The organism is Bradyrhizobium sp. SZCCHNR2028 (genome assembly GCF_032380995.1).
Lineage (GTDB): Bacteria > Pseudomonadota > Alphaproteobacteria > Rhizobiales > Xanthobacteraceae > Bradyrhizobium.
On sequence record NZ_JAUHJF010000013.1, the window covers coordinates 164649 to 187378 of the forward strand.

The 22730-nt window shown below is 66.0% G+C and carries 20 protein-coding genes; 8 read left to right on the plus strand and 12 right to left on the minus strand.

What is annotated here, in order from left to right; translation table 11 throughout:
* The first annotated feature begins 58 nt into the window (after positions 1-58).
* The 4 genes from QX121_RS20915 (at position 59) to QX121_RS20930 (ending at position 4050) form a co-directional block, all read left to right on the plus strand.
* Complete coding sequence (locus QX121_RS20915; RefSeq protein ID WP_315736410.1) at positions 59-337, plus strand: PepSY domain-containing protein; 279 nt, start codon at positions 59-61, stop codon at positions 335-337.
* Between the two features lie 10 nt (positions 338-347).
* A complete protein-coding gene (locus tag QX121_RS20920) occupies positions 348-1121 on the plus strand; it encodes a cytochrome b/b6 domain-containing protein (RefSeq protein ID WP_315772417.1) in 774 nt (257 codons plus the stop codon).
* Between the two features lie 625 nt (positions 1122-1746).
* Positions 1747-2088 carry a cupredoxin domain-containing protein gene (locus tag QX121_RS20925; RefSeq protein WP_315736411.1) on the plus strand — a complete coding sequence of 114 codons (342 nt, stop codon included), beginning with the start codon at positions 1747-1749 and terminating at the stop codon, positions 2086-2088.
* A 102-nt stretch (positions 2089-2190) separates the two neighbouring features.
* Positions 2191-4050 carry an outer membrane beta-barrel protein gene (locus tag QX121_RS20930; protein ID WP_315736412.1) on the plus strand — a complete coding sequence of 620 codons (1860 nt, stop codon included), beginning with the start codon at positions 2191-2193 and terminating at the stop codon, positions 4048-4050.
* A 274-nt stretch (positions 4051-4324) separates the two neighbouring features.
* On the opposite strand, the gene QX121_RS20935 is transcribed toward QX121_RS20930, so the two are convergent.
* The 7 genes from QX121_RS20935 to QX121_RS20965 all read right to left on the minus strand — a co-directional run bounded on the left by QX121_RS20935 (position 4325) and on the right by QX121_RS20965 (position 12520).
* A complete protein-coding gene (locus tag QX121_RS20935; protein WP_315777691.1) occupies positions 4325-5113 on the minus strand; it encodes a TonB family protein in 789 nt (262 codons plus the stop codon).
* A 26-nt stretch (positions 5114-5139) separates the two neighbouring features.
* Positions 5140-5589: a TonB system transport protein ExbD gene (gene exbD, locus QX121_RS20940; protein WP_315777690.1), complete on the minus strand. Its 450-nt coding sequence runs from the start codon at positions 5587-5589 to the stop codon at positions 5140-5142.
* Between the two features lie 3 nt (positions 5590-5592).
* Entirely contained in the window at positions 5593-6627 is a 1035-nt protein-coding gene (exbB, locus tag QX121_RS20945) for a tonB-system energizer ExbB (protein WP_409998129.1), read from the minus strand.
* Positions 6628-6951: 324 nt separating this feature from the next.
* Positions 6952-7077 (minus strand): hypothetical protein, encoded by a 126-nt coding sequence (locus QX121_RS20950; RefSeq protein ID WP_315777688.1) that lies wholly within the window; start codon positions 7075-7077, stop codon positions 6952-6954.
* Between the two features lie 599 nt (positions 7078-7676).
* The gene (locus QX121_RS20955) at positions 7677-8366 is read right to left on the minus strand and encodes a Fe2+-dependent dioxygenase (RefSeq protein WP_315758759.1); all 690 of its coding nucleotides are present in this window, start codon (positions 8364-8366) and stop codon (positions 7677-7679) included.
* A gap of 43 nt (positions 8367-8409) precedes the next feature.
* Positions 8410-10941, minus strand: a complete 2532-nt coding sequence (locus QX121_RS20960; RefSeq protein WP_315777687.1) for a TonB-dependent receptor — start codon at positions 10939-10941, stop codon at positions 8410-8412.
* A gap of 460 nt (positions 10942-11401) precedes the next feature.
* Positions 11402-12520, minus strand: a complete 1119-nt coding sequence (locus QX121_RS20965) for a ring-opening amidohydrolase (protein ID WP_315812918.1) — start codon at positions 12518-12520, stop codon at positions 11402-11404.
* A gap of 117 nt (positions 12521-12637) precedes the next feature.
* Between QX121_RS20965 and QX121_RS20970 the strand changes: the two genes are divergently transcribed.
* Both QX121_RS20970 and QX121_RS20975 read left to right on the plus strand, forming a co-directional pair.
* A complete protein-coding gene (locus QX121_RS20970) occupies positions 12638-13441 on the plus strand; it encodes an MBL fold metallo-hydrolase (protein ID WP_315812919.1) in 804 nt (267 codons plus the stop codon).
* 126 nt (positions 13442-13567) lie between these two features.
* Positions 13568-15268, plus strand: coding sequence for a hypothetical protein (locus QX121_RS20975; protein ID WP_315777684.1), 1701 nt, complete (start codon positions 13568-13570; stop codon positions 15266-15268).
* 979 nt (positions 15269-16247) lie between these two features.
* Here QX121_RS20975 and QX121_RS20980 read toward each other — a convergent pair.
* The 5 genes from QX121_RS20980 to QX121_RS21000 all read right to left on the minus strand — a co-directional run bounded on the left by QX121_RS20980 (position 16248) and on the right by QX121_RS21000 (position 20111).
* Positions 16248-16658: a hypothetical protein gene (locus tag QX121_RS20980; protein WP_315777683.1), complete on the minus strand. Its 411-nt coding sequence runs from the start codon at positions 16656-16658 to the stop codon at positions 16248-16250.
* A gap of 126 nt (positions 16659-16784) precedes the next feature.
* On the minus strand, positions 16785-17435 hold the full coding sequence (locus QX121_RS20985; protein WP_315777682.1) for an Mpo1-like protein: 651 nt from the start codon (positions 17433-17435) through the stop codon (positions 16785-16787).
* 253 nt (positions 17436-17688) lie between these two features.
* Entirely contained in the window at positions 17689-17883 is a 195-nt protein-coding gene (locus tag QX121_RS20990; protein WP_315736424.1) for a DUF2783 domain-containing protein, read from the minus strand.
* Entirely contained in the window at positions 17880-19517 is a 1638-nt protein-coding gene (locus tag QX121_RS20995; RefSeq protein WP_315777681.1) for an FAD-dependent oxidoreductase, read from the minus strand. The genes QX121_RS20990 and QX121_RS20995 overlap by 4 nt, the downstream gene beginning before the upstream one ends.
* A gap of 51 nt (positions 19518-19568) precedes the next feature.
* Entirely contained in the window at positions 19569-20111 is a 543-nt protein-coding gene (locus QX121_RS21000; RefSeq protein ID WP_315795884.1) for a VOC family protein, read from the minus strand.
* 139 nt (positions 20112-20250) lie between these two features.
* On the opposite strand from QX121_RS21000, the gene QX121_RS21005 reads away from it, so the two are divergent.
* On the plus strand, positions 20251-20769 hold the full coding sequence (locus QX121_RS21005) for a MarR family winged helix-turn-helix transcriptional regulator (RefSeq protein WP_315812920.1): 519 nt from the start codon (positions 20251-20253) through the stop codon (positions 20767-20769).
* Positions 20770-20837: 68 nt separating this feature from the next.
* A complete protein-coding gene (gene htpG, locus QX121_RS21010; protein ID WP_315812921.1) occupies positions 20838-22709 on the plus strand; it encodes a molecular chaperone HtpG in 1872 nt (623 codons plus the stop codon).
* Positions 22710-22730 lie beyond the last annotated feature (21 nt).

Below are 22730 nucleotides of genomic sequence, written 5' to 3' on the forward strand. Positions count from 1 at the left end.
GCCCGCGCATCGAGCGCTGTTGGCGCCGATGGCGCAGTCTTCGAGGAGGGATTTGATAATGAAGGTCATCAAGATAATGGTTGTGGCATTGGCGGCGGGTCTTGCGTCGGGCTCCGCTGCGCTCGCCGACGGCTACAAGGATTGCACCAAGCTCGACAAGGCGTCGTGGAAGACGACGGCCGAGGCCGAAGCGAAGGCGAAGGCTGCCGGCTACGAGGTCCGCCAGACCAAGATCGAGGGCACCTGCTACGAGGTCTACGGCGTCAAGGGCGGCAAGCTCTATGAGCTGTTCTACAGCCCCGAGGACCTCGCACTGAAGCATACGAAGGCGAAGTGATCTGATGGTCATGCGTGACGCAGGCCGGGCGCAGCGGAGCGTCTCCTCCGAGACGCCGGCGAACTCAAGTTCGGGGACCGTGGCGGTCTGGGATTTTCCGCTGCGCGTCTGGCACTGGTCGCTCGCGGCCTTCGTGCTCGTCGCCTGCGTCACGCCCAACACGTTCGACCGCCTGCATCGGCTGGCGGGCTACGCCGTCATCGGTCTGCTCGCCTTCAGGCTGATCTGGGGATTGATCGGCAGCCGCCATTCGCTGTTCGCGCGGATCAGCCTCAAGCTGCGGGCGGCGCCTCAATACATCGTGGGCATGCTGCGCGGAGAGACGGGACGCTATCTCGGGCTGAACCCGGCAGGCGCCGCGATGCTGGTCGTGATGCTCGCGCTTCTGATCGTCTCGACCATCAGCGGCGTCATGCAGGTCTCGGTCCGGTTCTTCGGCGTCGGCTGGATCGAACAGGCGCATGCGCTGTCGTCCAATGCCATCATCGCCCTGATCGCCGTGCATGTGCTCGGCACGGTGTGGATGAGCGTGCTGCAGCGGGAGAACCTGATGCGCGCGATGGTCACGGGACGCAAGCGCGTGCCCGGAATCGTGCGTGCGGCGGCGGCGCGCAGCGTCGCACGGCAGAACCCGGAGCCCGAGCCGATGGCGAACGAGGAGCACGTATCCGTCGTGCCCGATCTGCCGCCCCTGCGCGTGAATCCGACGCTTGGCGCCGCGAAGCCCGCACGCATGCCGCGGTCCCTCAGCATTCACGACAAGCGGCTGGGGGTCGGCAGGTGAGGCGGCGGGCATCGGTCGTGTGCGCTCGCCGCCGATATGGGCGGGCGGGCTCGCGTCTGATTTCATTTCTGGTGCGCGCAAGGCTTGTCCGCGCACGGCTCGAGCTGGATGGACGCGCACGCACATTTCGGCCCATGCCGCGCGGGACCAGCGCGAGCGCGTTCCTATGCGTGTATCTCGCTCGCAGTCGCCTCGACGAGCCGGCGCATGAGGATCATGCATGTGCTGCGCGCAGCGCGCGCGGTCGATCGTGAGTCTCGTGTGGTTCGCGGGGTGTGCGACCACGCTGCATGACCTGTCGTGTCTCATATCAGCACAGCCGCGATGCGAACCAAGGCGATCATGCTGCTCTCGACCGCAGAAACCGCTGATTTTCGTCGCTGTCATTCGGTGCCGCGCGTCGGCGATGCTCAAGCCGATGCATCTGCGCGGCGCCGCGACGCTACGCAACTAATAAAGTCGCGCGCTTTGTCGCACACAACGATGTTGTCAAATTTGGACACGGCAAATTGCCGCATTCGGGACTTTATAGTCGTTCTATGAAGTGTCGGAGACTCGTCGAAACAGGCGAGCGTCTGGAAGCCGTCCGGCACATTTGGGTGAATTCGGGACAGGGACATACACCATGAATCTCTTTGGGAAGGTACAGGCAGCAGGAGCCGCCGCGCTGTTGATCGCGGCGCTCGCGCTTCCGGCGGGCGCGGCGGAGACCACGATCGAGATATCGGTCAAGGACAACAAGTTTCAGCCGACGGAGATGAAGGCGCCGGCCGACACGCCGATCGTGTTCAAGGTCAAGAATCTGGATGGCGCGCCGGTCGAGTTCGAGAGCGAGCCCCTGGAGTTCGAGACGGTGATCAAGCCGAACATGGAAGGCGTCGTGAAGGTCAAGGCGCAGAAGCCGGGACGCTACGAATTCTTCGACGACTTCCATCAGGGCAACAAGGGCACGCTGATCATCGAGTGATCCGGCCTTCGGCCCCCGCGGCGCCGTGATGCCGGAACGTGTCACGCCGCGGGGGGGGGGCCGCGCTTCGCAGGTTGCCGAACTCGACGGAGACGAGGCTTTTTGGAACGGGCAGCACGAGAGACGGTCGCTTCCAGACGTGGCATCGGTCGCGACGTCTCATGGTGCCAGGAGGAGTCGGTTGCGATCACCGTGCTGCTCGTGACGCTGTTTGGAGCCGCGCCGTCCTACGGTCAGACCGTCGTTCCGGGGAGCCAGGTCAGAGCCTATGCAGATCCCGGGGCCGCCGAGGGTGGGCCGGTGGTGGTCGTGCCGAACCGCCGCCGCCAGCCGGCGCGGCCCGCGAATGGCAATGGACCGCTGGTCATTCCGCAGGTGATCGTTTCGCCTGGCGGCGTCGAGCCGGAGCCCAAGGCGGCAACGCAGGTGGATGGGGCTGCACCGCCGCGGCCCCGGTCTCCGATCGATGCCGGCGCGGGCGCGCTCCCTCAGGCCGCGCGCCGCGAACCGGCGCCGCGTCTGGCTCCGGTTCGAAACGGCTTTTTCGGTGCTCCGTCCGCCGGCCTCCTGGTTGGCGGCTGCTTGTCGACGCCCGGCCGGCTGTCGACGACGAACGTCCCCAATCGCTGTCTGGATGCGCTGGCCTTCGCCGTCAGTCCGCCGCCGGCCACCCGTGGCGTGCTGCCGCGCAACCTGCCGCCGATTCCGCGACAGGATGCGCAGCCGATTCCGCCCGTTCTGGCCGATAAGCCGAAGATGCGGCTGCCGCCGGTGAACAAGGGGCAGAAGCCGCAGGAGCCGCCGGCGCAGCCGCCGATGATGGAGGAGGACCCCTATGAGCCCAAGGGCATCACGGTGGGAAACTTCATCCTGAAGCCTGCGTTCGAAATGTCGTCAGGCTTCGACAGCAATCCCGGCCGTGTACCACAAGGCAAGGGCTCGGCGTTCGTCAGCGTTGCGCCGGTCCTGCTCGTGCGCTCTCAGTTCGAGCGGCATCTGCTCAACGCCGATGTGCGCGTCGGCTACATCGACTATGCGAAGCTCCGGCAGCTCAGCAGGCCTACCGTCGACGCCAAGGTGAATGGACGCTACGACATCACCGATACGTTTGCGCTCAACGGCGAGGGGCACGTTGCCGTCGATGCCGATGATCCCGGCACGCCGCGCTTCGCCGGCCGGTTCGCCAAGATTCCGCTGGCCTCCACCGTCGGCGGCTCGGCCGGCGTCACCAAGCGGTTCGAGGAGGTCGAAATCTCGACCAAGGCCGCCATCGACCGTGTCGCGTTCCAGAACGCGCCGCTGATGGACGGCCAGATCGTCAGCAACGCCGATCGCAACTTCGTCCAATACGGCTCGCAGAGCCGCGTGACCTACAACCTGACCCCGGAGATCCGGCCCTTCGTCGACGTCGCCGTCGACCGCCGCGTTCACGACATCGCGGTCGATGCCGAGGGCTTCCGCCGCGACTCCACCGGCACCGCGGTCGAGGCGGGCGTGACCTTCAACTATGCCGACAAGCTGACCGGCGACGTTGCGGTGGGTTATCTCACGCGCCGCTATCAGGATCCGATGTTGAAACCGGTCAACGGCTTCATCGCCGACGCCAACCTGACCTGGCAGTATGCCAAGGAGACGGCGGTGATGTTCGGCGCCAAGTCGCAGGTCGTGGAGATCACCGAGCCCGGAATCTCCGGCGTGCTCAAGCGCGACGTCACGGTCGGCGTCGAGCACCAGTTCGAGCCGTGGCTGATCGGCACCTTCCTCGCCGGCTTTGGTCAGGACGCCTTCACGGGCACGACGCGGGTCGACGACCGCTACCTGGTCGAGCTCGGCATGCTCTACAAGTTCTCACGCCTGCTGCAGCTCAGGGCCAGCGTCCGGCGCGAGGAGACGCGCTCCAACTTCCGCGAAAACAATCTGTCGGCGACCGTGGTGCAGGTCGGCGCGCGGGTACAGTACTGATCGGCTGCCCGGCAGGCGCCCGCGCGCCGCATCTGCGGTCTTCTGAGCGCGTGCCTGGAGATCACGCCTGCTGTCGTGACGCGGCCACAGTCATTCCGGGGCAGGGCCGCAAGCCTGGAAGCTGGAGTTTCGCGCCGGCTTCGCCATGTAGTATAGCCACCCAGCGACGGGTGGACGCGCGGCGGGAGTGGCTGGCTCCAGTCTCCAAAACGAAATGCAGCGCCCACGAGGTGAGCGCTGCCAACTCCGGATCTGCGTGTCAGTTCGGCCACGACTACTTCTTCTGGTTGAAGTTCACGTCGAGGCTGAAGCTGAACTGATCGTCCGTCAGTCCGGACGGCGGCGCGGGCACCGGGTCGGAGCGACGGATCATCGCAAGCGCGGCATCGTCGAACATCGAGTCGCCGCACGACTGCATGACGGACGCAGACATCACCTTGCCGGCCCGGCTCAGCACCAGCGCGACCTTGACCGTGCCATTGTGCTTCTTGCCTTCCGGATAGCGCTTGTGCAGCTCGAAATAGGCGCTGATCTTGCGACCCCAATCGTTGGTCAGCTTCTGCTTGTCCTTGCCCATTCCCGGATTGGGGGCCTTGGCCGTCTCCGCCGGCGGCGCGGCCTCGTCCAGCGCCTTGCGGGCCGATTCTTCCTGCGCGGCAGACGCGACCGACGCCTCGGCCTGCTGGGTCGCCTGCTGCTGTTCCTCCTTCTCCGGCTTCTTGGGGTCGTTCTGCGTGACGACCCGATCGGCCTCTTCCTCGGTCTCGGTCGGCTTGTCCTTGACGGCGTCGGACTCCTGGACTTCGGCGGTCTGCTGCATCTGCTCCGGCGCAGCTTCGGCCGCGTCGCTGTCGGGACCCGGCGGAAGATCGTTGTCCTCGACCTGGGGCGAGGCCATCTCGAGCGCGAACTCGGCGCCGGCGGCGCCGAGGCCACCTTCCGCATCATTGCCGCTGAGATGGACGACCGCGAGTGCGGCGCCGCCACCGTGCAACATCACGGCGCCAATCGCGGCTGAGATCCACAAGCGGCGCGACGCTCCTTGATACTTGTGTTCGACCATTCTTCGTTTCCGTCGTTTCACTGGTTTCAATGTGCAGCCTGGGTGGCGGCCTGTGAGACGCCTTCGACAGTCACGAGCTTGATCTTCGGATAGCCGCCGGTCCGCAGCAGCTCCATCACGTCCATCAGCTCGCCATAGGCCACGCCCCGGTCGGCGCGCAGGAAGATGAACTTGTCCTTGGCGGCCTCGGGAATGTGCTCGAGCGTGCTGACCAGGCTCGCGCGCTTCACCTGCTCCTCGCCGACGAACAGCGTCAGATCCGGCTTGATGCTGACATAGATCGGCTTGTCCGGCTTCTTCTGCGGCGTGGCGGTCGAGGTTGGAAGATCGACCGGCACGTCGACCGTGGAGAGCGGTGCCGCGACCATGAAGATGATCAGCAGCACCAGGATCACGTCGATGAACGGGGTGACGTTGATGTCGCTGGTCTCGCCGAGATCGTCGTCACCATCACCTTCAGACAGAGAAACGGCCATGACCTACTCCGCTGCGAGCGCCATCGGAGGCGCGGAGTGGACGTGGATCGGCTCGAAGCGCTCGCCGTGATGGCTGTGGTGGCTCTGGCCGCGGTCGAGATCGCGCGACAGCATGCGGGCGGTGGCGCCGGAGGACCGGTTGACGAGCTCCATGTAGCCCTTTGTCACCCGCGTGAAGTGATTATAGATGATCACGGCCGGGATCGCGGCGACGAGGCCGATGGCGGTCGCGAGCAGCGCCTCGGCGATGCCGGGCGCGACCACCGCGAGGTTCGTGGTCTGCGACTTCGAGATGCCGATGAAGCTGTTCATGATGCCCCAGACCGTGCCGAACAGGCCGACGAAGGGCGAGATCGAGCCGATCGTGGCGAGCAGGCCCATGCCGGTCCGGCAACGCCGGCCTTCGGCACGCACGATCTCGGAGAAACTCGACGCCGCGCGCTCGTTGACGCCGTGAGACGGCAGTTCGGACGACATCCTGATCTCGTGCATGGCGGCATCGATCAGTGCTGTCAGCACGTTCTGGCGTGATCCCAGCGCGAGCTTGGCTTCCGACAGCCAGCGTACGTCGTCGACCTTGCGCAGCGCGCTGCTCAGCTTCCGGCGCAGGATGGAGAACTCGATGGTCTTGGCGATGAAGACGGTCCAGGTCGCAAGCGAGGCGAGCGCCAGCCCCATCATCACCGACTTCACGAGAATGTCGGCGGCCAGGAACATCGACCATGGCGACAGATCGTGCGGCACGTGTGATGCCGCCTGCGCACCGCCTTGCGTCGGCTTCTCTGCCTGATCCTTCGCCTTGTCGCCCACCGACGCGTCAGTAACGGTTTCGGCAGCGGTCGACGGCTGGGCGTCGTTCGTTGCGGCTGCCGGCGCCTGGCTCGTTGCGGCGGCCTGCGGCGTGGTGACAGCCGGTGCCGGTGCGGCCGTCGTGGCGGCGCCGCCGGTGGCCGGAGCCGCTACCGTGGGAGCAGGCGCGGCCGTCTGCGGCGCGGGCTGGGCAACAGCGGGGGCCGTCTGCGCCTGTCCGATGGTCACTGGCTTCGGCGCCGCGCTCTGAGCTGCGTGCGCAACGGGAGCCGGCCCACTGGCCGCGGCGGCGTTGACGGGCGCAACGGCAGGCGCCTGCGTGGCGGCCGCTGTCGCCGGAGGCTGAACGGATTTCGCTCCGGTCGCATTCGCCGGATTTGGTGCTGTGGTCTGTGGGGCGGTTGCAGCCTGGCCAGGTCTCGGCGATGTGGCCGGCTGCTCGGCATGCGCCATGGCGCCGGCCGAAACGGCTGCGATCACCGCTCCTATATGAAGAACGATCCTGAACATGTTGCTGCATACCCCTTGGTAGTTATCTTCTCTGTAATGTTTCTAGTCGTAACCCGGCTGTTTTGAGACGGCGCGTTGACTCAAAGCGGGAACATCAAGGTCGGCAGTCACTCCGGTGAGTGCGATGCCAAATGAAAAATCGAATCGTGCGGCCTGTTCATCGGCCATCGATGCCGCACATGACGTCCTAACTCCCTGAAAGTCCTGATGCGAGACGGAGCTAGCCGTGCATGACGCCGCCGATGCGGCCGCGCGTCACGCAATTGCCTCCGTTCGGTCTTCCATCGATTCTAATTAGTCGGCACCGCCGTGATAATCCTGTTCGGTTGGTACGAGGGCATGCCGCGCGGCTTTCGGGACGGGATGCCGTCCGAAAGGAGCTTGAGGGCGTCGATGTCCGAATCAGAATGCCGATGAGATCGGCGTCGTTCAAGAAGCACGCGCCGCACGCCCCTGATCACATCGTGATCAACGGCCATCGCGGTCGCCATGGGGGCTGAGGTTCGCGAAGCGCACGCGCTCACCGCCACGGAAAATCGCAGAGCTCGCCAACGACGATCCGCCAGCGGTCAAAGACATGGATCGACAGCTCCGAGAAACGGACCAGCCGACCGCATGTGAGCTCGGATGGCGGTCTATCGCGAGCGCTGGGGAAAGCGCCTGAACGATGGGGTCATCACCAAAACGAATGAGCCGGGCTGCGTCGCGTGCAACCCGGCTCGTAAACGATCGAACTCAACCAGATCGTTGCGACCGAAGGAGAACCTCTAGTTCTCGGCCCAGTAGCGGATCAGGTTGTGATAGAGGCCGGTCAGCCGCACCATTTCCGGATCGTCGCGCCCCATCCGCTGCGACAATCCCTGGATCGTCGTATCGAGATCGAAGATCATGCTGCGCGCGAGGGGATCGCGGATCATGCTCTGCAGCCAGAAGAACGAGGCGACGCGGACGCCGCGCGTCACCGGGGTGACCATGTGCAGGCTCGAGGAGGGATACAGCACGAGGTCGCCGGCCGGCAGCTTCACCTCGTGCGAGCCGTAGAGATCCTCGATCACCAGCTCGCCGCCGTCGTAATCCTCCGGCTCGGAGAGAAACAGCGTGACCGAGAGGTCGGTGCGGATGCGCAGGCCCGTGAGCTTGTCGCCGCGCACGGCGTTGTCGACGTGGATGCCGAAATGATGACCCGACTCCGCGCTGTAGCGGTTGAACAGCGGCGGGAAGATCTGCTGCGGGATGGCGGCGGCGAGAAAGCGCGGATTGGCGGTCATCGCCGAAATGATGCGGTGGCCGAGCTTGCGCGCCACCTCGCTGTCGGGCGGCAGCTGCTCGTTGCGCTTGACCATGGCGGACTGGGCGCCGGCCGTCGAGCGGCCGTCCTCCCAGTCGCTGGAGTCCATGATGCGGCGAAACTCCGCCACATCGTCTTTGCTCAGAATTCCGGGGACACAGATCAGCATGAACTCATCACTTGATGTGTGCCCCCGGCTGGGTGGTCTGCGATCAGAATCGTCCGGACAGGACGATCGATGCGCTTCGTCCCGGACCGACGAGCACGAACGGCGTGGCGCTCTGATAGAGAGCGTCGTAGTAGAGCTTGTCGAAGATGTTGGCAACAAACACCTTCGCCGTCCAGTTCTTGTCGAGCTTGGCTTCCGCGAACGCATCGAAACGCCAGTAGCTCGGCAACTCCGTGCCCTGGTTCGCCGCCAGCCAAGTGCCGCCGAAGATCTTCGAGCGGTACACGGCCTGGCCGCCGATCTCCCAGGTGTCGTTGATCTGGTACTTCGTCAGCAGGCTGAACGACTGGTGCGCGGTGTTGGCGAGCTGCAGGCCGACATTGCTGGTGAACAGCGCGGTGTTCGCCGGCGGGATGTTCGACTTCGTCACCTCCGACTGCATCAGCACGATGCCGCCGAAGATGCTCCATTTGTCGGTCAGCTTGCCGCCCGCCTGCAGGTCGATGCCGCGGATGCGGTAGGCGGCACCGGCCGAGAGACACGGCACGGAGCCGATGGTGCCTGCCGGATACGGGCAGTCCGCGGTGGCCTGCGCGGCGCTGGTGATGTTGCGCGACTCGCGGGCGTTCTCCTTCTCGGTCTGGAACAGCGCTCCCGTGACCAGCAGGCGACCGTCGAGCAGCTCCCATTTGGTGCCGATCTCGATCGAGGTGTTCTTCTCGGGCCCGAAGATCTGGTTTGCGCCGCCATTGGTGACCGCGGAGAGGCCGCCATATTGCGGGCTGAGACCGTCGAACTCGGCGCCGACCGGATTCGATGACGTGGCGTAGGCCGCATAGAAGCTGGCGTAGGGCACCGGCTTCAATGTCATGCCGACGTTGAAGTTCGGCATGCCGCTGGAGGCCGCCGTCGAGCCCGGCGTGTTGGCGACGCCGTTGACGGTGCCGAAGCCGTCGACCCGGACGTCGTATTTGTCGTAGCGCACGCCGCCGTTGAGGATGACGAGATCGCGGTAGTTGACGCTGTCGAGAGCGTAGACGCTCGCCGAGTCGATCTTCACGTTGGTCGGGAATTGCCCCAGCGACGGAATGCCGAACGGCAGGTTCGTGAATTGCGGGTTGAACACGCTCACGCCCGAGAGCGAACCGCTGCCCGCGAACGCCAGGCCCTGCTGCTCGGAGGTCAGGCCGGTGTAGCTGTTGATGCGCGCCTTTTCCTGCGAGACCTCGAGGCCGGCGAGCACGGTGTGCCTGAAGTTGCCGGTGTTGAACTTGTAGGTCGCCTCGAGCTGGTTGGCGAGCACGTCCGTCTGCTGGAAGCGGCTTTGCGGATTCGCCCTGATGAGCGCGCCGGACGGCGGATTGATGTTGGTCGGGCCTTCCGGCAGCGTGCCGATGTAGTTCAAGGTCGAGCGCGACACCCGGACCTTGTCGGAGATCGTCAGGTCGGGCGTGACCTTCACCTCGGCATTGAACGAGCCGATGTCCTGTCCGACACGCGAGAAGTCGCGGTTGACGAAGCCGTACCAGGCGTTGCGCGGCGAGCCGACCTCGGGGAACGGCGCGCCGGCGGTGAGCGTGCTCGGCCGATAATACGGCACGCCGAAGTCCGGACGGCCGGTCACCTCGTTGTGGATGTAGTTGGCGGACAGGGTGACGGTGTCGAGCGGCGTCCACTTGGTGGCGATGAAGCCGCCGTTGCGGTTGTCGGTGACGTAGTCGCGGCCGGCAACGCCGGCATCCTGGAACAGGCCGCCGACGCGGGCAGCGAAGGTCGGCGTGATCTTCTGGTTGACGTCGATCACCACGCGCTTGGTCCTGTCGGTGCCGAGCGTGGTGTCCATGTTGTAGAAGCTGTTCTCGGTCGTGGCCTGCTTGGTCACGATGTTGATCGCGCCGCCGGTGGTGCCGCGGCCGGCGAACGACGACGCCGGGCCGCGCAGGATCTCGACCTGCTCGGTGAAGAAATTTTCGCGCACGGAGACGCCGGCGTCACGCACGCCGTCGATGAAGACGTCGTTGCGGGCGTCGAAGCCGCGGATGAAGAAGCGGTCGCCGAACGCGTTGCCGCCTTCGCCGGTGCCGAGCGTCACGCCGGCGGTGGAGAGCACGGCGGATTTGAGGCTGGTGGAGTTCTTGTCCGCCAGGATCTCCTTGCTCAGGACGGTGACGGTCTTTGGCGTGTTGAGCAGCTTCTCCGGAAACTTGCCGGAGGCCTGCAGCCGCTCGCCCTTGTAGTCGGAAGCGGGGCTGGAATAGGGGTTGCGGTCGGGCGGCAGATTGCTCTTCGGCGCCGCGGCCTGCTGCTGCTGTTGCTGGCGGGCGGCGCGGCGCATTGCGTCGCGCGCGCGGACCTGGTCCGCGGTCGGGCGCGAGGCGGCCGGCTTGGGGCGCGCCACCGGGGCTTCGACGTTGACGGACGGCAGCGGCGCCTGCTGGGCTTCGGCACTGGAGAACGAGGCAACCGCGATCAGGCTCGCGACCGCCGAGACTTTCACACCGGAAATCTCGGGAGATGGATCCCACTCGTGCCCGCTTGCCCCTCGCAAGCTCCTTGGAAAGATTGCCTTACCCATACTCGACCACCCCATTCGTTACGCAAAACTTTGACTTGGGTTCGTTTGAACGCCCGCAACGGGCGCGGGCCTGTTGCGAATGCAAGTCAAGAAGCGAGGGAAAGCGGTCCAAAGCTGGTTCCGCTGGTGGCCGGAATACGAAAAGTTTCCATCCATTTCTGAAAATGAGACTTGTTCGCAAAATGTCGCCTCACGGCAACAGTTGAAACCTCCTGGGTTGAGCTGATCTCCATCATTCAATTGCTGATGGGAGAGTTGGTGGTCTTTCACGTCGTCTCGCGAGGTGAATCGTGCGCTTGACGATCACTTCGGTCGATCTTCGGTTCGAGCTGCTCCCCGCCGCGTCGCGAGATGCGGCGGGAATCTGGCGAATCTGTTTCCCGATCGGGACGCGTATGCGGCTCAGAACTTCGCCGTGGTGATCAGGTAGAACGCGTGGCCCGGGATTTCGACCGTGAGATCAGCGGCGCTCGGCGATGATCGCGACCGGCCCGCCGCCGTCGGGGCCCTGATGCTCGGCGCCGCCCGAGACGAACAGGTCGGTGAAGCCGAACAGCCCGGCCAGCGCGCCGCCGACGAAGGCGCGGGCGTGGCGGGTCGAAGAGACGTCGCTGTCGTCGAGCATGGTATGCCGCTGGCCGCGCAGCCGGCCGCTCTGCGCCGCCTCCGCCTTGGCGAGCACCGCGGCGATGCGGCTGCGATCGGCGGCCGGCACCTGGCCCGGCACGTTCAGGCCGAGTCGGGCGAGCGCCTGCCGCGCCGGCTCGATGTCGATGGCATCGCCCATGACCGCATGATCGATCGCCAGCGGCCCGCTCCACTTGGCCGACATGCCGGCGACCATGATCTCGTGGTCGAGCAGCTCGACGCCGCCCGATGTCGCCGCGCGCTCGCTGTAGCGCGAGACATCCGTGCAGATCGTCGCATCGGAGAGATCGGCAGCGGCGACCTCGCCGAGCGCGACGGCGACACCGAGCGCCGAGGCGCCGCGGGAAAAGCCCATCGACTTCAGCGTATCGCGCACGGCGGTGCGCTCTCCCCGCGCCTCCACCGCCTCGATCCGCTCCATCGTCAGCAGCGGGCATTTCACCTGCACGTAATGGACGTCGGCGGGATCGCTGATGCCGGCGTCAGCCATCGCCGCGCGCACGCCGGCCGCCACGAGCTCGACCTGCGGCATGCGGCCGAGATGCTCGCCCGCCAGCGCCGCCGTGCGCGCGCGCCCGAGCGCCAGCGATGCCGGGAAAGCGCGCGGCGCCACGGCGTCGCCGCCGTCGCGTGCCTCGAACACGATCATGTGCGGCGACAGCGCGCCCTCGGTGCCGCCGGACATCACCATCGCGATCTGCCGCACGGCGTCGGCCGCGAGATATCGGCCGAGCAGCGCCTCCAGCGAGCGCACGGCGAAGGTGCGGGTGAAATCGTTGACGCAGCCATTGCCCTCGGTCTTGCCGAGAATGGCGACGATGCCGGCGGGATCGATGGCGCCTTGCGCGATCCTGGCCTCGAGCGCGCCGACATCGTCGGGGCTGCGCATCGGCAGGCGGTGAACGTGAGCGCGGCGCAGCGTGGTCGGCATGTCGAGAACTCCTGTCGGCGTCCGGCGACACTAGGCAATCACGAAGCCGCGCGCGACGGTGTTCCGGGATGGTCCGCGTGCTATCCTCCGCAATCCCATCTCGACGACCGGTGATCCATGCCTCTCTGGACCTGCTTTCAATGCGGCGCGCAGTTTCCCGATACGAAGGCGCCGCCCGGCCATTGCGTCGTCTGCGAGGACGAGCGGCAATATGTGAACTGGAAGGGACAGAGCTTCCTCAGCCGCGACGACCTCGCTGGCCGGCATCAGGTCATCTGGCGCGAGGATGACGGCCTGACCGGCCTCGCTTTGGATCCCAGCTTTGCGATCGGCCAGCGCGCGCTGCTTGTTCCCGAGCCGGACGGCTGCGTGATGTGGGACTGCATTCCCTTGGCGACAGACGCAGCCATTGCCCGCGTCCGCTCATTGGGCGGCCTGAAGGCCATCGCGGTGTCGCATCCGCACTACTATGGCGCGGTCGCCGATTGGAGCGAGGCATTCGGCAACGCGCCGGTCTATCTCCATGGCGACGACCGCGCCTTCGTCACCCGGCCGCATCCGGCCATCGTGCCATGGACGGGCGATCGCCTCGCCATCTCGGATGACGTCGTGCTGCTGCGGACCGGCGGGCATTTCGCCGGCGCCACCATCCTGCATTGGCGCAAAGGTGCCGGTGGCAAGGGCGCGCTGTTGACCGGTGACATCGCGATGGTGGCGATGGATCGCCGCCACGTCAGCTTCATGTACTCCTATCCGAACTACATCCCGCTCGGCGCCGCCGCCGTGCGCCGCATCGCCGATGCGGTCGCGCCGCTCGCCTTCGACCGCATCTACGGCGCGTGGTGGCAGAAGAACATCGGCGACGATGCAAAGGCGGCGTTCGATCGCTCGGTGCGGCGTTATCTCCAGGCGATCGCCTGAGCCGCTGGTTCCACGAACCCCCGTAAAGTAACGGGGCATTAGGCACAACCATAAGGTTGTATTTGAGCGTCTTGCAGTCTTTGGTCGGATGGTATCGAAGTATCCCGGGCGGAGTGGGGTACCTCAATGCGTTCGCAATCGTGCTCGTCGGTGACCGGCGCCATCGCGCCGGCCGGCCTCATCCTGCATTCAGATACTCTCCCGGGCCTGCACGATCCGGCGTTCGCGTCCACCGCCAGCCACATGCAGCGGCTCTGGGCCGTGCTGGCGCTCGTGCTCGCCATCGTGCTCGCGCTGCCGTTCCTGCTGGTCGATGTGCCGCCGGTGCTCGACTATCCGAACCACCTCGCGCGCCTGTTCGTGCTGGCGCATCCCGACGATCCCGTGCTGTCGCAGATGTACGCGCCGAACTGGCGCGTCCTGCCCAATCTCGGCATGGATGTGATCGGCGTGGCGCTGCTGCGCTTCACCGACGTTCATGTCGGCGGCCGCATCCTGCTCGCGCTCAGCCTGTTCGCGCCGCTCTTTGGCGTGATCGCCTATCACCGCGCGGTGTTCGGCCGCTTGTCGTTGTGGCCGCTGGCGGCCGGCATCATCGCCTATGACGGCGTCTTCCTGCTCGGCTTCATGAATTTCCAGCTCTCGCTTGGTCTCGCGCTCGGCGGCGCCGCCGGCTGGGTGGCGCTGCGCCGTCGCGGCTGGCTGCCCGCGATCGCGTGGGGAGCCATCGCCGCGGCGGCCGCCTTCCTCTGCCACATCTTCGGCCTGCTGTTCTTCGCGGTCCTGATCGGCGCTGGAGAGGCCGATCGGCTGTGGCGGCTGCGCCGGTCGCCCGGCCTTGCACGGGAGCTGGTGGTCGTCGCCTGCGCGCTCGGCATCACGCTCAGCCCGGCCGTGCTGCTCTACGGGCTCTGTCCGCTGGGTGAGGGCGGGCTGCAACTCGGCGCCTGGATCGGACCGCCGAAGCTGTGGCGCATCATGACGCCGTTCCTGACCACCAGCGCCGAGCTGACGGTCATCACGACCGTCGCGGTGCTGTCGGTGTTGATCCTCGTCCGGCGCCAGATCGTCGTCGCGCCGGGCATTCCGCTGGCGCTGGCGGCGCTGTTCGTCGCCTTCGTCGCGGCGCCATGGAGCGCGCTGGGCGGAACGTTCATCGATATGCGCTTTGCCGCGATGTGCGGCCTGCTGCTGTTCGCCGGCCTGCAGCCGGTCGTGTCCGGCAGGAAGGCGGCGCTCGTCGGCATCGTCCTCGCGGGCCTGACGCTGATTCGGACCGCGGACATCGCATCGGCATGGATCGATCACAGGGTCGACCTCGCCGAACTGCGCGCGGCGATCGCGCATGTGCAGCCCGGCGCGCGCGTCATCGCCGCGCATGGCCATGAGCAGCCCGTCTCCAGCCGGCGCGAGCGGATCCTGCCCGGATTCCGCTATGTCGATTCCCATATGGCGGCGCTGCTCGTGATCGAGCGACGGGCGTTCTGGCCGCTGATGTTCGCCCATCCGAGCCAGCAGCCCGTGGCAGTCCGTCCCTCCTTCGCTCGCCTTGCGCAGCCGCTGGCCGAGCCCGCCGCGTGGCGCTGGCTGCAGCCGGACACGCCGTCCGCCGATGTGCTGCCGCTCGCGCGCTATCTGGCCGGCTGGCGGTCGCACTTCGATGCCGTTCTGCTGCTCGACCCGCCGCTCCCTGAGCAGCCGGTCGCCGGCCTCACGCCGCTCTATCTCGGCAGCTACATCCAACTGTTCCGCGTCGGACAGGGCGGCACCGGCACCACGGCGGTGCAGAAGCCTGAGCCTGCTCCGCGGACGGCCTCACCGTCCTGAGGCCGGAGAGCGCCGGCTGGGCGCTGACCAAGCTGGCCTCCGGCATCCTCGTCTTCAAATGGGGCTTTGCCGCCGTGCAGGGGCCGATGCAGGAAGCGGCCGGCGAGGCCGCGCGCGCCGTCGCCGGCCAGCTCGATCCGGCGAGGCTGCAGCCCAACTTCGGCACCGGGTAGGGCGCGATCCGGGTCATGCTGGGAGTTGCCACCGTAACGTCATCCTCGGCGTCTGGCGGCCGCGGTTCACGAACCTGCCGGATTGAACCAGGCATTCGTCGGACTGCGCTTCCCGAGCCTCCGCCTACTGCGCCGGCCCCGCCGTGCGCTCCTCTCCCCTCTCCGCAAGGGGGAGGGGAGCGCACCCACCCCTGCTCGAGGGGGCGCTTGCGGATTTCACGAAATTTCTCTTGCTATTTTTCCGAAACAATGCTTATCTCCTCCCATCCCACCTTGTGCAGAGGGACGTACGCGTCGTCACGAACGTGGAGGTGGGGTGCGATGGACGTGACGGCTGTGCCAGACGAGCGCAGTCCGGCGCGGACGGCGAAGTCGTGTGGTCCTGGCCTCTCGACGCTGAGGTCAAGTCCGCAAGCGTTGCTTGACGGCACGCGCGGGCGATGGGGGCAAGAAAGCCGATCCCCAGGGAGAGCACGAAGGACACCGTTAAAACCGATCGCGCGGGGGAGGCCGGTTGTCAGGCCCGACCTGTGGTAACTGCCGCCTGCTTTTCTTGTTGCAGGCGGGCCATGGGCCGCGGTCAGCACCCGGCCTTCCCCGCGCCCTCTCATTTTCAGAGGGACGACTGCCGTATCACTCGGGTCCGACGGGCCGCGGGAACGCGACGACGCATGTCGATGATATCCGCAGCAAGACCTCACTCCCGCAACGCATCGCGTTCGATGAGCCGAGCATTTCGATTGGCCATGGGCGACGCCAGCGCCGCGGCGCCGACATCGTCCATGTCGAAGTCAATGTCGAAGCCTTCAGAGCTGCGTCGCCCGCAGCTCGATCGTGAGCGGCACGGTCGTGCGCCTGGCAGCCGGATCGGCCGGCATCTGCAGCACGCGGGCGCGCTGGCCGGCGGCGAGGTCGGTGACCTTGACGATTCGGCCATTGGAGAATTCGAGCGCATCGTGATGTTCGGTCGGCTTGTTGGTGTCGACCTGGCGGAAGCGGGCGAGATGGGCGCCGACCTTGCGGCGGAAGAAGAAGCCCTTGATGCGGACATCGTCTTCGAAGGCGAGCTCCGTGCCCGGCCGCAGGCAGACGGCGGTCAACGGGTCGTCCTTGGTGCAGAAGCCGCGGGTCTCCGTGCCGGGAAATCGACAGGAGACCAGCACGTCGGCAGTTTTGGCATCGCGGGAAGCAACAGTATGGAGGCTGTAGTCACACATGGGGAGCTCCTGAAGGCCGCCAGCACTGAGGCCGCAACGGCGTAGCAGGAGAGTTGTTCCATGTTGTTGCAGCCCCTCTGTTCGAGAACTCCCGCCGCAGGACCGGCCGGCGGCGGGAACTCGCGATCAGGTGAGATGCGCAGCTTCTTCGGCCTCGTCCTCGGCGGCGCCCCAATGCGAGGCGTCCTTGATGGTCGGATCGATGAGCTCGCCGCGCAGCAGCGCCAGCGGCGACTTCCAATACAGCGCGATGTTGTGGAACGGGTCGGTCAACACCTTGAAGGCCCAGATCAGGCCCGTCGAGACATCCTGCATTGCAAACAGCTGGATGACGCGAAACAGACCGCCGCCGATGCCGACCGCGAGCCAGAGCAGGCCGACGTGGCGGACGAAGTCCATCCGGCTGGCCGGCTCGGCGAACAGGCCGAACAGCGTCGGAAACGCGAACAGCGCCACCGGCACCAGACCCCACACCGTCAGCAGCACGATCTTGCGGGTCTGATTGTAGCCGACCTTGACCGCCTCCTTGTAGTCGTTGCTGACGCCGTTGACGTGGTCATAGCCGTTCGGTTCGAAGAAGAAGTGCCCGGTCTGCCGCGTCAGCATCGCGAGCCAGCCGACCAGGCCGGCCATCGCCGGATCCTTGAACAGCAGCGCATAGCACACGAGGAAGATCACGGCGCTGATCAGGTGCAGCGTCTGATTGATCCGGCTCTGATGATAGTAGCGATAGTCGTCGAAGCGCTGCGTCTGCAGCGTCTTGTAGTAGCGCGACATGCGAATCCCCGTGCCGTTGTGGAACGAGGCGAAGACGTAGAGGCCTTCAGTGAAGGTGGCGTGACATTATGATGTTGTCACAATGAAACCGACCGGGAGCGGATCGGGAGCCGCAATGTGCGCAAGCGCAAGCGAGCGGACTCTGCGCCGGCGCACGACTCGCCGGCTGCTCTCTCTGTCTGCCGCAGAATGCGGAGAAACGGCTTTGATCCGGATCAAAGCCGGCTGCCGATGTGACGTGTTGCGGCCTGCATCAGCCGGCGGGCGACCTTGCCAGCCGGATCGCCTCGCTCAGGATCGCGCGGTCACCGATATGGTTGGCGAGCAGCAGCACCAGCCTAGCGTTCATGCGCAGCGCCTCGTCCTCGCTGAGGTCGCGCTGGCCGCCGATCAGCTCGGCATAGAAGTCGTCGGGATCGCTGATGTTCGGGGTGAGGGTCAGGCTCATGCCGCAAGCTCCTGCTGGACCGCGCCGCGCCTGCCGCAGGCGCGCCGGACCGCGTCCGTGATCGCGTTCTCGTCAAACTGCGGCCAGCGGGCGGTGACATATTGATCGGGACGGAACAGATAGGTCGTGCCGGGCGAGGCACCGTATCGTGCCGCGAGCAGGCCCTTGGCATCAGCGATGTCGCGGCCGACGACGATCACCCGCGCCGTGATGCCGTCGATGCTGAGCTGCTCGGCCGTGACGGCGTTGTCGAAGGTGACCACCGTGAAGCCGGAGCCGAGGCAGTTCAGCAACCAGCCGGGCTGTCCCGCGATCGTCACCGGCGCATCGGCGGCATTGGTGCCAGGCGTCATCGTCCCGGGGACGCTCCCGCCGTCAGGCGTGTTCAGCAACGACGCGACATAGGGCGTCGGCGTCGACAGCCGGCCGCTGTTGACCAGCGGCCGCGCAAAGCTGTGATTCTGTGCGAGGTCGAGCACGGCGTCGCGATAAAGGCGGCTGGCTTGCGTCTTCGGCGTGATGAAGTCGGTCGCCCGTGTCGAGTTCAGGATATTGTCGTCGGCGGCAAAGGCGCGCTCCTCGTGATAGCTGTCGATCAGGCTCTCCGGCGCCTCGCCGCGCAGCACCAGCGCCAGCTTCCAGGCGAGGTTGTCGATGTCCTGCACGCCGGTGTTGGCGCCGCGGGCGCCGAACGGCGACACCTGGTGCGCCGCATCGCCCGCGAAGAGGACGCGGCCGTGACGGAAATTGTCGATCCGGCGGCAGGCGAACTGATAGATCGACACCCATTCCAGCTCGAATTCGGTGGTCTCGCCGAGCATCGCCCGGATGCGTGGGATCACGCGCTCGGGCTTTTTCTCTTCGTCCGGATTGGCGTCCCAGCCGAGCTGGAAGTCGATGCGCCAGATGTTGTCGGACTGGCGATGCAGCAGCACCGACTGCCCCGGATGGAACGGCGGATCGAACCAGAACCAGCGCTCGGTCGGATACTCCGCCTTCATCCTGACATCGGCGATCAAAAAGCGGTCCTGGAAGAACTGGCCCTTGAACTCAGCGCCGACCATGCGCCGCGTATCGGAATTGGCGCCGTCGCAGGCGATCACCCATTGCGCCTCCATGGTGAAGATGCCGTCCGGCGTCTCCACCGCGAGATCAGCGCAGTCGTCGGTCTGCTTCAGGCTGACCAGCCGATGCTTCCAGCGCAGGTCGATCAGCGGCGTCCTGTTGCAGGCATCGACCAGAATCTCCTCGAGATAGTATTGTTGCAGGTTGATCATTGCCGGCCAGCGATGGTCGGGCTCGGGCAGCAAATCGAATTGATAAGAGAGCTGGTCGCGGAAGAAAACCTTGCCGATGTTCCAACTGACGCCCTTCTCGACCATCGGCGCGGCGCAACCGAGCCGATCCCAGATCTCGAGCGGGCGTTTAGCGTAGCACACGGCGCGGGAGCCGATGCTGACGGTATCGTTGTCATCGAGCACGACGACGGGCTGGCCGCGGGCGGCGAGATCGAGCGCCGCCGTCAGGCCGATCGGCCCGGCGCCGATCACGACGATCGGATGGCGGCGGGTCTCGCCGCTGCGCTGCTCCGCCGAGCAGACATAGGGAAATCGCGGATAGACATAGTTGCTCATGGCTGCCTCGCCTGGCGCGTTGCGGTCGGGACTGTCGGGACGAGCAATCGCTCAGTCGCTGCCTGCGAATTCCTTCTCGTGCATCCAGGCGGTGTGCCGCGGCGGCTTCTTGGTGGTCGCCCATTCGTCCACCATGGCGTGGGCGACCGACTTCATCCGCGCGATCTGGTCGGGCGTCGCGGTCCAGGCCGCGATCTCCAGCCGGTGGCCGCTCGGATCATGGAAATAGATCGACTTGAAGATGGTGTGGTCAGTGATCCCGACGACGTCGAGGCCGGCGGTCTCCGCGCGCGCCTTCGCTTCCTCGAGCTCCGCCATGTCCTTGACCTGGAAGGCGATGTGCTGGGTCCATTCCGGGGTGTTGGGATCGCGCCCCATCGGCGGCGAGTTCGGCAGCTCGAAGAAGGCGAGGATGTTGCCGTTCCCGGCATCGAGGAAGATGTGCATGTACGGATCTGGCGCCTTGGTCGAGGGCACCTTGTCCTCGGCGATGGCGCCGAGCAGGTCCATGTTGAGGACCTTCTTGTAGAAGTCGACGGTGGCCTTGGCGTCGGCGCAGCGATAGGCGACGTGATGGATCTTCTCGATCTGCATGATTGTCCTCCCATGTTCGTGGTTGGCAAGATGGTAACGGATGATACGATCTGGTCGCTTTGATCCAGATCAACCCGATTGGGATCGGATTGAGGTCGCCAGGGGCGAGCGCCTGGAACGGATGAGGGCAGAGGACGCGATGACGAAGCTGGCCAGCGAGATGCGGGACCGGAGGGACGGCGAGGGGACCACCGAGCGCGAGCTCCGGCTGCAGCGCTATTTTCCCTATCGGCTGGCCCGCCTCGCCGAGCAGGTGTCGCTGGCGGTGGCGGAGGTCTATGCCGACCGGTTCGCGCTGTCGCGCCAGGAATGGCGGATCCTGGCGGCGCTCGGCGAGCAGCCGCGGTTGCCGACCAAGGAGATTGGCCGGCTGACGACGCTCGACAAGATGAACGTCAGCCGCGCCATGCAGAGCCTGGAGGCACGCGGCATCGTCAGCCGCAGCCGCGATCCCGCGGATGGACGGGAGCGGATCGTAGCGCTGACGGCCGCCGGCAGGGCGCTGTACCGCAGAATCGTGCCCCATGCGCTGGCGCGCGAGGCCGATCTGCTGAGCGTGCTTTCGGCCGCCGAGATCGCCACCCTGGACGCGGTCATCGACAAGCTGCTCGCGGCCGCCGAACGATCGGCCGGTGATCCCCCCGGTCGGAAGGCTTGATCGGTGCCGCCGCCGCGCTATATCGACGGTCTCTCTCCACCCTTGATAGCATGGGCCAACGCACGACGATGACCGACACCGCGACCGTTAGCCATTCCTTCCAGGCCGAAGTCTCCGAGCTGCTCCATCTGATGGTGCATTCGGTCTATTCCGAGACCGACATTTTCCTGCGCGAGCTGATTTCGAACGCCTCCGACGCCTGTGACAAGCTGCGTTACGAGGCGATCGCCAGGCCCGACCTGATCGGCGAGGGCGAGCCGCCGCAGATCCGCATCATTCCGAACAAGGCGGCGGATACGCTGACCATCGCCGACAGCGGCATCGGCATGGAGCGCCAGGAACTGATCGACCATCTCGGCACCATCGCCCGCTCCGGCACCAAGGCGTTCGTGCAGAAGCTGGCCGAGGCCAAGGACGGCACCGGCCTGATCGGCCAGTTCGGCGTCGGCTTCTACTCGGCCTTCATGGTCGCCGACCGCATCGTCGTCATCAGCCGGCGCGCCGGCGAGAACGACGTCTGGACCTGGACCTCCTCCGGCGGCGCCGGCTTCGAGGTCGCACCCGCGTCCGAGGAGGACGCCAAGCGGGTGGCGCGCGGCACGGAGATCGTGCTGCATCTGAAGGACGACGCCAAGAAATATCTCGAAGCTTTCGAGATCGAGCGCATCGTCACCGCCTATTCCGACAACATCCAGTTCCCGATCATGCTGGTGGCGGAGGAGGGCGAGTCGCGCCAGATCAACTCCGCCAGCGCCCTATGGCAGCGCTCGAAGTCCGAGCTGACGTCCGAGGATTACAGCAAGGCCTACAAGTCGATTGCGCACGCGTTCGACGAGCCGGCAATGACGCTGCACTACCGCGCCGAGGGCCGCTATTCCTATGCGGTGCTGCTGTTCGCGCCGTCGACCAAGCCGTTCGACCTGTTCGAGCCGGCGCGCAAGGGCAAGGTCAAGCTCTATGTCCGCCGCGTCTTCATCACCGACGACGCCGACCTGATGCCGGCCTATCTGCGCTTCATCCGCGGCGTGATCGACAGCGAGGACCTGCCGCTCAATTTGTCGCGCGAGATGCTGCAGAACAATCCGCAGCTGGCCCAGATTCGCAAGGCGGTGACGACGCGGGTGATCAGCGAATTGGAGCAACTCGCCGACAAGGACGCCGAGAACTTCGACAAGGTCTGGGATTCGTTCGGCGCCGTCATCAAGGAAGGCCTGTACGAGGATTTCGAGCGCCGCGACAAGCTGCTGGCCCTGGCGCGCTTCACCACGACATCAGGCGAGAAGCGCTCGCTGAAGCAGTATGTCGAGGGGCTCAAGGAGAATCAGACCGAGATCTATTTCCTGGTCGGTGACAGCATCGAGCGGCTGAAGTCCAATCCGCGGCTCGAGGCCGCCAAGGCGCGCGGCGTCGAGGTGCTGCTGCTCACCGATCCGGTCGATGCGTTCTGGACCTCGGCGAGGCTCGAATATGACGGCAAGCCGCTGAAGTCGCTGAGCCAGGGCGACATCAACTTCGATCCGATCCCGGTGACCGAGCCGAAGCCCGAGGACGAGGCACAGCCGGCCGCCGACGAGGCCAACACGATCGCGCTGATCAAGGCAAGCCTCGGCGACCACGTCACCGACGTGAAGGTCTCGACCCGGCTTACCACCAGTGCCTCGTGTCTGGTCGCCGGCAGCCATGGTCCCGATCGCGAGCTGGAGCGCATCCTGTCGCAGCAGGCGCGCGGCGCCCGCACCAAGCCGATTCTGGAGATCAATCTGCGCCATCCGCTGGTCGTCGCGGTCGCGAAGGCCGCCGCCGACAAGGCCAAGGTCGACGACCTGTCGTTCCTGCTGCTCGAGCAGGCGCAGATTCTCGACGGCGAACTGCCGGAGGATCCGGCCGCGTTCGCGGCCCGGCTCAACCGGCTGGTGCTGCAGGGCGTCGCGGCGGCCTGAGGCAGGCGGGTCGCCGGGCGC

What these genes read in the sequence shown, in the direction of transcription:
- QX121_RS20955 (WP_315758759.1), bottom strand. Translation starts at nt 8,366, where the DNA reads ATGCTGATCTGTGTCCCCGGAATTCTGAGCAAAGACGATGTGGCGGAG.
- QX121_RS21000 (WP_315795884.1), bottom strand. Translation starts at nt 20,111, where the DNA reads ATGCAGATCGAGAAGATCCATCACGTCGCCTATCGCTGCGCCGACGCC.
- QX121_RS20985 (WP_315777682.1), bottom strand. Translation starts at nt 17,435, where the DNA reads ATGTCGCGCTACTACAAGACGCTGCAGACGCAGCGCTTCGACGACTAT.
- QX121_RS20965 (WP_315812918.1), bottom strand. Translation starts at nt 12,520, where the DNA reads ATGCCGACCACGCTGCGCCGCGCTCACGTTCACCGCCTGCCGATGCGC.
- htpG (WP_315812921.1), top strand. Translation starts at nt 20,838, where the DNA reads ATGACCGACACCGCGACCGTTAGCCATTCCTTCCAGGCCGAAGTCTCC.
- QX121_RS20980 (WP_315777683.1), bottom strand. Translation starts at nt 16,658, where the DNA reads ATGTGTGACTACAGCCTCCATACTGTTGCTTCCCGCGATGCCAAAACT.
- QX121_RS20950 (WP_315777688.1), bottom strand. Translation starts at nt 7,077, where the DNA reads ATGGCCGATGAACAGGCCGCACGATTCGATTTTTCATTTGGCATCGCA.
- QX121_RS20990 (WP_315736424.1), bottom strand. Translation starts at nt 17,883, where the DNA reads ATGAGCCTGACCCTCACCCCGAACATCAGCGATCCCGACGACTTCTAT.
- exbD (WP_315777690.1), bottom strand. Translation starts at nt 5,589, where the DNA reads ATGGCCGTTTCTCTGTCTGAAGGTGATGGTGACGACGATCTCGGCGAG.
- QX121_RS20935 (WP_315777691.1), bottom strand. Translation starts at nt 5,113, where the DNA reads ATGGTCGAACACAAGTATCAAGGAGCGTCGCGCCGCTTGTGGATCTCA.
- QX121_RS20975 (WP_315777684.1), top strand. Translation starts at nt 13,568, where the DNA reads ATGCGTTCGCAATCGTGCTCGTCGGTGACCGGCGCCATCGCGCCGGCC.
- QX121_RS20925 (WP_315736411.1), top strand. Translation starts at nt 1,747, where the DNA reads ATGAATCTCTTTGGGAAGGTACAGGCAGCAGGAGCCGCCGCGCTGTTG.
- QX121_RS20960 (WP_315777687.1), bottom strand. Translation starts at nt 10,941, where the DNA reads ATGGGTAAGGCAATCTTTCCAAGGAGCTTGCGAGGGGCAAGCGGGCAC.
- QX121_RS20995 (WP_315777681.1), bottom strand. Translation starts at nt 19,517, where the DNA reads ATGAGCAACTATGTCTATCCGCGATTTCCCTATGTCTGCTCGGCGGAG.
- QX121_RS21005 (WP_315812920.1), top strand. Translation starts at nt 20,251, where the DNA reads ATGACGAAGCTGGCCAGCGAGATGCGGGACCGGAGGGACGGCGAGGGG.
- QX121_RS20915 (WP_315736410.1), top strand. Translation starts at nt 59, where the DNA reads ATGAAGGTCATCAAGATAATGGTTGTGGCATTGGCGGCGGGTCTTGCG.
- QX121_RS20920 (WP_315772417.1), top strand. Translation starts at nt 348, where the DNA reads ATGCGTGACGCAGGCCGGGCGCAGCGGAGCGTCTCCTCCGAGACGCCG.
- QX121_RS20970 (WP_315812919.1), top strand. Translation starts at nt 12,638, where the DNA reads ATGCCTCTCTGGACCTGCTTTCAATGCGGCGCGCAGTTTCCCGATACG.